Below are 9,996 nucleotides of genomic sequence, written 5' to 3' on the forward strand. Positions count from 1 at the left end.
GATGAACAAGGCCGCGCTGCTTGCCTCCGCCCTGCTCGCCATCACGCCGCTCCCGGCGCTGGCGGAGCCGGTGCTGCTGATCTCGATCGACGGGCTGCGCCCCGGCGACGTGCTGGAGGCGGACAAGCGCGGCCTTGCCTTGCCCAATCTGCGCCGGTTCCTGACCGATGGCGCCCATGCATCGGGCGTCACCGGCGTGCTGCCGACGCTGACCTATCCCAGCCACACCACGCTGATGACCGGCGTGTCGCCGGGCAAGCATGGCATCGTCAGCAACAACAGCTTCGACCCGATGCAGATCAACCAGGGCGGCTGGTATTGGTATGCACAGGATGTGAAGGTGCCGATGCTGTGGGATGCGGCGGCGAAAGCCGGGATTTCCACCGGCAATATCCACTGGCCGGTCAGCGTCGCCGCCAGGGGCATTAGCTGGAACCTGCCGCAAATCTGGCGCACCGGCCATGGCGACGACGCGCAACTGCTGGATGCGCTGGCGACGCCGGGCTTGAAGGCGGAGCTGGAACGGGCGGTCGGCCAGCCCTATGCCATGGGGATCGATGAAAGCCTGTCCGGCGACCAGAACAGGGGCCGGTTCGCCACCGCCCTGATCGCCGCACACCAGCCCGACTTCCTGACCGTCTATCTCACAGCACTCGACCATGAGCAGCATGGTAGCGGTCCCGACACACCAGCCGCCAAGGCCGTGCTGGAAAAGATCGACGCGATCGTCGGCGATCTGGTCGCGGCCGAGCGCAAGGCGCATCCCGACGCGCTGATCGCGCTGGTCAGCGACCATGGGTTCGAGGCGACGCATAGCGGCCTCAACCTGTTCCGTCCCTTCATCGACGCCGGCCTCATCACCCTTGGCGCGGACGGCAAGGTCGCGTCGTGGCAGGCCATGCCCTGGATCGGCGGCGGATCGGCCGCGATCATGCTCGCCCGGCCCGATGACCAGATGCTGGCCGACAAGGTGAAGGCCTTGCTCGACAGACTGGCCGCCAACCCCGCCAACGGCATCGACCGCATCGTCGACCGGGCAGAGATGGCAAAGCTCGGCGGCAATGCGCAGGCCAGCTTCACGATCAACCTCAAGCCCGGCTTCGTCACCGACATCTTCCGCGGCGCCAATGTGCCGCTGGTCGCGCCGACACCGGTCAAGGGGATGCACGGCTATTTCCCCGGACCGGCCAATCTGCGCGCCACCTTCATGGCGATGGGACCGGGGGTGAAGCCGGGCAAGGATCTGGGCCTGATCGACATGCGCGCGATCGCACCCACTTTGGCCAAGGCGATGGGCGCCAAGCTGCCCGACGCGGAGGCGGCGGCGATCGACCTGCGCTGATCCACCCGGCAACGGATCGTTTCCGGCTGCGACGATGGACTTCATTACCCCCGCGACATAATTTTGCGCCCAATCCAACAGGGTCATTTTCGGGGTAGTCCATATGCCGCAGCGTTACAGCCTGGCCGCCATCACCTTGCACTGGGCGATCGCCGCCCTGCTTGCCTTCCAGATTGTCGTCGGCTGGGCGCTGGCCAGTCTGGGCGCGCGCGGCTTTGCGCTGTTCCAGTTGCACAAGTCGATCGGCATCACCGTGCTGCTGCTGACGCTGCTGCGCATTGGCGTGCGCTGGTGGAAGCCGCGCCCGGCCAAGCTGGAAGGCGGCTGGCAGGGGGCGCTGGCATCCGGCGTCCATGTCGGTCTCTATGCCTTCATGCTGGGCGCGCCGCTGACCGGCTGGGCGCTGGTCTCGACCGCCAAGGTCAAGGTGCCGACGCTGTTCTTCGGCGTCATTCCCCTGCCCCATCTGCCGCTGCCAATGGCAAGCCATGGCCTGGCCGAAGGCGGCCACAGCCTGCTGGCCTGGATCGGCATCGCGCTGGTGGCGCTGCATGTCGCGGGCGCGCTGCGCCATCATGTGTTGATGCGCGACGGGCTGATCTGGCGGATGGTGCCGGGTCGCTCGACCGCCTTGCTGATCGGCCTGCCCGCGCTGATCCTCGCCGGCTTCCTGCTGGGACGGGCGATCCTGCCGGGTGCCGCGCCTGAAGCGCCCGCTGCCCCCGCCACCAATGCGGTCGAGGCGGAAGACGTGCCTGCCGAAGACAATGCCGTCGAAGCCGCCGGCAATGCGAGCGACAATGCCGCCACCCCGGCTGCGAACGAGACCGCCGCCGTTGCCGAGGAACCGGCCGGCCCACCGCCCGCATGGGCCGTGCAACCCGGCGGCCGGATCGGCTTTTCGGTCGGCAATAGCGGCGAGACGATCAGCGGCAGCTTCTCCAAATGGACCGCGAAGATCGTGATGGACCCCGACCATCCCGAAAGCGCCGACATCAAGGTGACGATCGACATGGCGTCTGCCAGCGTCGGCGACGCCTATAAGGACGGCATGCTGCCGGGCGACGAATTCTTCGGCAGCGCCGCCCACCCGACCGCGACCTTCGTTGCCAGGGGCGCGGAGAAGAGCGGCGCCAACGGCTATCGCGCCCATGGCACGCTGACGCTGAAGGGCGTGGCCAAGCCGCAGGCGATCCGCTTCACCCTGTCGGGCAGCGGCACAAGCCGCAAGGTCAGCGGATCGGCCAGCGTCGCCCGGCTGCCCTTTGGCGTGGGCAATGGCGACAGCAGCACCGGCCTTGATCCCAAAGTGATGGTGACCTTCAACTTTGACGCCAAGGCGCAATAAGGCCATGCGATGCATGGATTAACGTAACGGTTTCTGCCAAGAAGCGGACATGGAACGACAGAGCCGGCATCGCCGAACGCAGATTGAGGATGGGGTGTTCGTCGCCCTGGTGGTGCTGGTTTCCATCGCCTTCGCGCTGGTGGTGGAGCCCTTCTTCGGGGCGATCCTCTGGGGCGTGATCGTCGCCATCCTGTTCATTCCGGTGAACCAGGGGCTGCTCAAGCTGATCCCCGGCCATCGCAATAGCGCCGCGCTGCTGACGCTGTTGCTGATCATCGCGATCGTGATCGTGCCGGCCATCATCCTGTCGATCGCGCTGGTGCAGGAAGCGACCGCGCTCTACGCCCAGATCAATGTGGGGAAGATCAACATTCCCCACATGTTCGCGCAGTTCCAGGCGGCGCTGCCCGACTGGGCGTCGATCGGCCTGCGGCGGCTGGGCATATCCAATTTCGCCGCGGTCCAGCGGCTGCTGACCGATGGCCTGACCGCCAGTTTCCGCACCGTCGCGGCCCAGGCCTTCCTGATCGGCCAGAGCGCCTTCAGCTTCATCATCGCGCTGACGGTGATGCTCTATCTCACCTTCTTCCTGCTGCGCGACGGACTGGATCTGGCGCGCAAGCTGGACCGGGCCGCGCCGCTGCGGGTGCTGCATCGCCGCGCGCTGATGCGGCAATTCGTCATCGTCATCCGCGCCACGATCAAGGGCAGCATCGTCGTCGCCATCTTGCAGGGGCTGATCGGCGGGCTGGTGTTCGGCGCACTGGGCATTTCCGGCGCGCTGCTGTGGGGCGTGATGATGGGCTTCTTCTCGCTGCTGCCGGCCGTCGGCACCGGCCTCATCTGGGCGCCGGTGGCAATCTATCTGCTGGCGACCGGCGCGATCTGGAAGGGGCTGATCCTGATCTTCTGCGGCATGTTCGTGATCGGCATGGTCGACAATCTGCTGCGCCCGATCCTGGTCGGCCGCGACACCCGCATCCCCGATTATGTGGTGCTGATCACCACGCTCGGCGGGCTGCAATTATTCGGCTTCAACGGCATCGTCATCGGGCCGGTGATCGCCGCCCTGTTCATCGCCACCTGGCAGATCGTGATCCGCACCCGCTCCAACGAAGCGGGTGCGCCACCGCTCACCTTCTAGACCCTGATCGTCTGAGGTGAACGCGCTCCGCACTTTCACCGATGGCGTGAATCGGGGTCTAAAGCCGGAGAATCAGCCGGCTTCCAGCGCTGCGCCGGCTTCCATCCAGACTTCCTCGGCCGCTTCCAGCTTCTTTTCGACCGCGGCGCGCTTCACCATCAGTTCGCTGGTGGTCATCTTCGCCTCGGCCCCGGTTGCGCTCCTGGGATCGGACAGCACGGCGTCGATGCGCTTGCGCTCGGCGATCAGCGTGGACATCTCGCGCTCGGCCTTGTTGACGGCATTCTTGAGCGTCTTCTGCTTCTCGCGCCATTCGGCGGCAGCCTTCTTGTCCGCCTTGCGATCGACCTTGGGCGCGTCGCCGCCGGACGGATTGCCGTCCGCCTTGCGCAGGATGATGTCGGTATAATCATCAAGCGATCCGTCGAACGGCTGCGCGGTGCCATTGTCGACCAGCACCAGCCGGTCGGCAACAAGTTCGATCATGTGGCGATCGTGCGAGACAATGACGACGGCGCCCGAATATTCGTTAAGCGCCTGCACCAGCGCCTCGCGGCTGTCGACGTCCAGATGGTTGGTCGGTTCGTCGAGGATCAGCAGGTGCGGCGCATCGCGGGTGATGAGCGCCAGCGCCAGACGCGCGCGCTCGCCACCCGACATGGAGCCGACCTTCTGCGTCGCGCGCTCGCCCGAGAAACCGAAGCGGCCAAGCTGGGCGCGGACCGCACCGGGCGTCGCGCCCTTCATGACGCGGGTCATATGCTCCAGCGGCGTGTCGGTGACGTCCAGTTCCTCCACCTGATATTGGGTGAAATAACCAACATTCATCTTGGCCGAGCTGTTGATGGCGCCTTCCATCGGCGCCAGCTGCGCCGCGATCAGGCGCGCCAGCGTGGTCTTGCCGTTGCCGTTGCGGCCGAGCAGCGCCAGACGATCGTCGGGATCGATGCGCAGATTGACGCGGCGCAGGATCGGCGTGTCGTCATAGCCGACCGAGGCCATGTCCATGGTGATGAGCGGCGGGCGCAGTTCGGCGGGGCTGGGGAAACCGAAATGCAGGCTGGGGTCTTCGATCGCAGCGGCAATGGGCTGCATCTTGGCCAGCGCCTTGGCGCGCGACTGGGCCTGTTTCGCGGTCGAGGCGCGGGCCGAATTGCGGGCGACATAATCCTGCAGCTTCTCGCGCTCGGCCTGCTGCTTGGCGCGTGCCGCCTCCTGCTGGGCCAGACGCTCGGCGCGCTGCCGCTCGAACGCGTCATAGCCGCCGGGATAAAGGGTCACCTTCCCGCCTTCGAGATGCAGGATATAGTCGACCACATTGTTGAGCAGATCGCGCTCATGGCTGATGATGACCACGGTGCCGCGATAAGCCTTGAGGAAATTCTCCAGCCACAAGGTCGCTTCGAGATCGAGATGGTTCGACGGTTCGTCGAGCAGCAGCAGATCCGGGTTGGAGAAGAGCAGCGCCGCCAAGGCCACGCGCATCTTCCAGCCGCCCGAATAGCTGTCGAGCGGACGCCCCTGCATTTCCTCGTCGAAACCGAGGCCGACGAGGATGCGGGCGGCGCGCGCGGGCGCGGTATAGGCGTCGATCGTGGTCAGCCGCTCATAGATATGGCCGAGCCGATCGGGATCTTCGGTATGCTCCGCCTCCGCCATCAATTCGGCGCGTTCCTTGTCGGCGGCGAGCACGGTGTCGAACGGGGTGGCGGTGCCCGAGGGGGCTTCCTGCGCGATATAGCCCAGGCGGGTGTCGCGCGGCATGTCGCAACTGCCCTCGTCCGGGTCGAGCTGGCCGATCATCACCTTCATCAGGGTCGACTTGCCTGCGCCGTTGCGGCCGATGAGGCCGACGCGGCTGCGCGGCGGCAGCGCGGCGCCGGCGCGGTCGAGGATGGTGCGGCCGCCCAGGCGCACGGTGATACCGTTCAAGTTAAGCATGGCCGCGCCTGTAGCAGAGCTGCGGCGGGGGGTGAAGCGGCTTGGCGCGCTTGCGAAAGCTGCAAAGTATATAGTGTCACAGAGGACGTATTTGCGCCACTGCCGGTCCGCAGTGATGACTTCGCAATAGGAGATTTTTGCGAAGTCGCGCGATCGACGCGCAAAAAATGGGGGTGGGCAAGGGCCCACCCCGCAGGTGTCAGAGGCCGTCGACGGCCTTGCTGACGAGGATATTGACCGCGACGCGGCGATTCTGCGCCTTGCCCTCGATCGTGTCGTTGCTGGCCACCGGATCGGCCTCGGCCATGCCGGTCGGGGTCAGCATGCGATAGGGCTTCCAGCCGCAGGCCTGCTGCAGATAATTGACCACGCGCGAGGCACGCTTTTCGCTGAGTTCCTGATTCAGCTCTTCGCCGCCGGTGGAGTCGGTATAGCCCACGACCAGCAGCAGCGCGTTGCTCATGCCATTGGCCGAGGTCGCCGCGGCGCAGAGGTCATTCTTCGCCTGATCCGACAGCACCGCCTTGCCGGTGTCGAAATTGACGTTGGTCGTACCCTTCACATTATACTGGTCGATCTCGCCCATGCGGCCGCGCAGCGCCTCGGTCGCGGCGGTCTGTTCGTCGAACCGCTGGGCCGTGCCGTTGTTGATCATCGACGCGGTCTTGAGATCCTTGTTCTGCAGGGCGATCTTGCTGGCGAGCAGCCCTTCGCCGGCCTGCAGGGTCTTCACCGTCACCGGCAGACCGTTCAGCAGCGATGTCGCGGCCAGATGGTCGCGGCCAAGGCCGAACAGCCCCTTGCTGGCGCTGATCTTGGTATCGTCATTGATGGTGATGACGCTCTTGCTGCCGTCGGCGGCGGTCACCTGCATCCGGTCGCCGCTGCGCGCGGAGATGATGCCCTTGATCTCGGGCCCCTCCGTCAGTTCGGCGGCCGGCATGGCGACACTGGCCGACACATCGGCCGGCGGCGCGTCCTGGGCCTGGTCCTGCGCCACGACGGCGGCCGGAGCGGCCCCGGCCAGCAGGGCAAGCATCACAAGATATTTTTGGTTTTTGGACATGATAGGCATCACGCTGCTCCTTCACTTCTCGATCGGTCGGGCCTGCAGCATTGCAGCTTGTCGTCCGACGGCGGCCGCCTGGTGGCGTTTCCGGCCGTCAGAACCCCCTTCTTCTGACCTTCATAAATTTTGACGTCTTGGCGCCGTGGGATGCGCCAGACACATTGCCTGTTCGTGTCCGGCTTTCTGCTGCATGAACAGCCCGTGTTCCGGCCGTGTTGCGCAGGCCAGATGAGTGGATGATGCGACGAAACGAAGGCGAAGACCGAAAGTGTTAACGCGATCCACTTGAGCCAGAACAGCTATAGATTTCCATCACACTTCGCGATGAAGCCCCCTCTTGTTGTGAAACAAAAATCAGCGTCCGCGTGGAACAAATTCCGAATTTCTATTTTTGCGCTTTCATGCCATTGACTTGAAACATTATTTGACGATCCGGTCTGCGTGGGCGTGCGGAAGCAGGCCGATGGACGCCTCGACCGGCCGCAGCCGCAACGCGCATCACCCGCCGGTCGACGGCACCAACTGTGGCATTATCGTCACAGACGGAAATATTCGCATATTTTGCGCAAAATAGCATTGCGACGCATTCGCATTATTGTTGCGATCGCCTCGCAATACCGCTTAGGACGACGCCCAATTTCCTACCAGAAAACAGGGGTCTTCATGCTGTCCAAATATCACTGGCTTGCCGGCGTCGCACTATGCGTCGTCGCCCTTCCCGCCGCCGCCCAGACCAATGCCGCACCGGCCGATGAGAATCGCGACGACCAGATCGTCGTCACCGGCACCTATACGCTGCCCGACAAGATCGACACCGCGACCGGCCTGGGCCTGACGGTGCAGGAAACCCCGCAGTCGGTCAGCATCATGACCGCGCAGCGCATCCTCGACCAGAATCTGATCAGCGTGAAGGACGTCATCACCAATGCGGTGGGCGTATCCGCCAACGAAGTCGACGACGTGCGCAACAGCTTCTACGCGCGCGGCTTCGAGATCCGCAACACCCAGGTCGACGGCGTGCCCGCCGCCTGGACGCTGGCCGGTGGCAATGGCGAGACCAGCATCGACGTGTCCATCTATGAACGGATCGAGGTCGTGCGCGGCGCGACCGGCCTGCTGTCGGGCGCGGGCGATCCGTCCGCGTCGGTCAACCTGGTGCGCAAGCATGCCGATGCCACCGACCTGACCGGCTATGCCAATGCCAGCTTCGGCAGCTGGAACACCTGGCGCCTGTCGGCCGACATTGGCGGCGCGCTGACCGCCGATGGCCGCATCCGCGCCCGGCTGGTCGGCCGCTATGAAAAGGGCGACTATTTCATCGACATTCAGGACCGCAAGAAATGGGTGCTCTATGGCGTGGTCGAGGCCGACGTCACCGATAGCACGCTGGTCCGCGTCGGCATGAGCCACCAGGACAGCAAGCCCAAGGGCGCGACCTGGGGCGCGCTGCCCACCTTCTACACCGACGGCACGCTGACCGACCTGCCCCGGTCGCAGACCACGGCGGCGGACTGGACCTACTGGAACACCACCAACCAGAATATCTATGCCACGGTGCGCCAGGAATTTGGCGATCGCTGGAACCTGACCGCCAATTACAACCGGCTCAAGACCACCGGCGATACGCAGCTTCTGTATCTCTATGGCGGCGTCGACAAGGCGACCGGCACGATGGACGGCACCAACCCCTACAAGTCCAAGGGCGAAAGCATCCAGAACAGCATCGACGCCCAGTTGAAGGGCCAGGTGGCGCTGTTCGGCCGCGATCATGAGGTCGTGCTGGGCGCGCTGCACAGCGTGCTGAAGCGGCACACCGACAATTATGTGGCGCCCTCGCCCTGGCTGACGGACGTGCCGGTGATCGGCCAGGAAGGCGTGCCCTATCCCGAGCCGGTCTGGGGCACCGACGCGGTGCGCAACGAACAGGAACGGATCGAGCAGACCGGCTATTATGGCGCGTTCCGCCTGAACGTGGCCGATCCGTTCAAGGTCATCCTGGGCGGCCGCATCGCCAGCTGGAACCAGCGCGGCTTCGCCTGGAGCGGGCCGAGCGACTATGGCGACGACAATGTGTTCATCCCCTATGTCGGCGCGCTGTACGACATCACGTCGAACCATCGCGTCTATGCCAGCTATACCAAGATCTTCCAGCCGCAGAACCGCTATGACCGCGAACAGCGCCTGCTCGATCCGCTGAACGGCGCCGCCTATGAAATCGGCCTCAAGAGCAGCTTCTTTGGCGATGCGCTGCAGACCTCGATCGCGCTGTTCCGCATCGAGCAGGATAATGTCGGCGAGATGGACGGCCCGGAAATCATCCTGAACGGCCAGACCTTCCAGCCCTATCGCGCGGTCGAGGGCGTGACGAGCAAGGGCTTCGAACTGGAAGCCACCGGCCAGCCGCTGCCGGGCTGGAACGTCAATGCCAGCTACAGCCAGTTCAAGATCGAGGATCCGGACGGCAATGACGTGAACACCGCGCAGCCGCGCAAGCTGCTCAAGATCTTCACCACCTATGACCTGCCCGGCGTGCTGACCGGCCTGACCGTCGGTGGCGGCGTCAATTATCGCAGCAAGGCCTATTCGGACGGCACCATCCCCGGCACCACGCCGGCCGTGCCCTTCCGCTTCCAGCAGGACGGCTATACTCTGGTCAGCCTGATGGCGCGCTATGCCGTGACCGAGCAGCTGCAGCTCCAGGCCAATGTCGAAAATCTGTTCGACAAGAAATATTACAGCCAGGCCGGTTCGTTCAGCCAGTATCGCTACGGCGCCCCGCGCAATTTCACGATCAGCGCGAACTACAAGTTCTAATGCTGAAAGGGCGCCACGGGAGACCAGGGCGCCCTTTTTGTTTGGGGGGTCTGACGGGTGCTGGCGCAGGTCCAGCATGCGGAATGGCCCAACGCTGTTTTTTTGGGGGGAGGACAGACGGTCTCCCATCCCGTCATGCCAGCGAAGGCTGGCATCTCTCTGTTCTTTTCAGCGCTAAGAAAAGTGAGATCCCAGCCTTCGCTGGGATGACGGAGTGGGGTGGTTTCCCGCCATTCCCCTCCCGTAAACGGGAGGGGGAGCGAGACTTGCGCGCGCAGCGCGTTAGTCGCAGCGGGGTGGGCTATGGCAACGTCCAGCCCACCCCCCTAACCCCCTCC

6 protein-coding genes are annotated in these 9,996 nt (G+C 64.6%); 4 read left to right on the forward strand and 2 right to left on the reverse strand.

What is annotated here, in order from left to right; translation table 11 throughout:
• Position 1 precedes the first annotated feature (1 nt).
• The 3 genes from CG471_RS21110 (at position 2) to CG471_RS21120 (ending at position 3,834) form a co-directional block, all read left to right on the forward strand.
• Complete coding sequence (locus CG471_RS21110) at positions 2 to 1,342, forward strand: alkaline phosphatase family protein (RefSeq protein WP_099233568.1); 1,341 nt, start codon at positions 2 to 4, stop codon at positions 1,340 to 1,342.
• Positions 1,343 to 1,445: 103 nt separating this feature from the next.
• The gene (locus tag CG471_RS21115; protein WP_099233570.1) at positions 1,446 to 2,690 is read left to right on the forward strand and encodes a YceI family protein; all 1,245 of its coding nucleotides are present in this window, start codon (positions 1,446 to 1,448) and stop codon (positions 2,688 to 2,690) included.
• A gap of 49 nt (positions 2,691 to 2,739) precedes the next feature.
• Positions 2,740 to 3,834 carry an AI-2E family transporter gene (locus tag CG471_RS21120; protein WP_037515942.1) on the forward strand — a complete coding sequence of 365 codons (1,095 nt, stop codon included), beginning with the start codon at positions 2,740 to 2,742 and terminating at the stop codon, positions 3,832 to 3,834.
• 72 nt (positions 3,835 to 3,906) lie between these two features.
• On the opposite strand, the gene CG471_RS21125 is transcribed toward CG471_RS21120, so the two are convergent.
• Positions 3,907 to 5,775 carry an ABC-F family ATP-binding cassette domain-containing protein gene (locus tag CG471_RS21125; protein ID WP_099233572.1) on the reverse strand — a complete coding sequence of 623 codons (1,869 nt, stop codon included), beginning with the start codon at positions 5,773 to 5,775 and terminating at the stop codon, positions 3,907 to 3,909.
• A 199-nt stretch (positions 5,776 to 5,974) separates the two neighbouring features.
• A complete protein-coding gene (locus CG471_RS21130; RefSeq protein WP_026109112.1) occupies positions 5,975 to 6,850 on the reverse strand; it encodes an OmpA family protein in 876 nt (291 codons plus the stop codon).
• 657 nt (positions 6,851 to 7,507) lie between these two features.
• Between CG471_RS21130 and CG471_RS21135 the strand changes: the two genes are divergently transcribed.
• Positions 7,508 to 9,658, forward strand: coding sequence for a TonB-dependent siderophore receptor (locus tag CG471_RS21135; protein ID WP_099233574.1), 2,151 nt, complete (start codon positions 7,508 to 7,510; stop codon positions 9,656 to 9,658).
• Positions 9,659 to 9,996: the final 338 nt, after the last annotated feature.

This window comes from Sphingobium sp. IP1 (assembly GCF_002708645.1).
In the GTDB taxonomy this organism is placed as follows: Bacteria; Pseudomonadota; Alphaproteobacteria; order Sphingomonadales; family Sphingomonadaceae; genus Sphingobium; species Sphingobium yanoikuyae.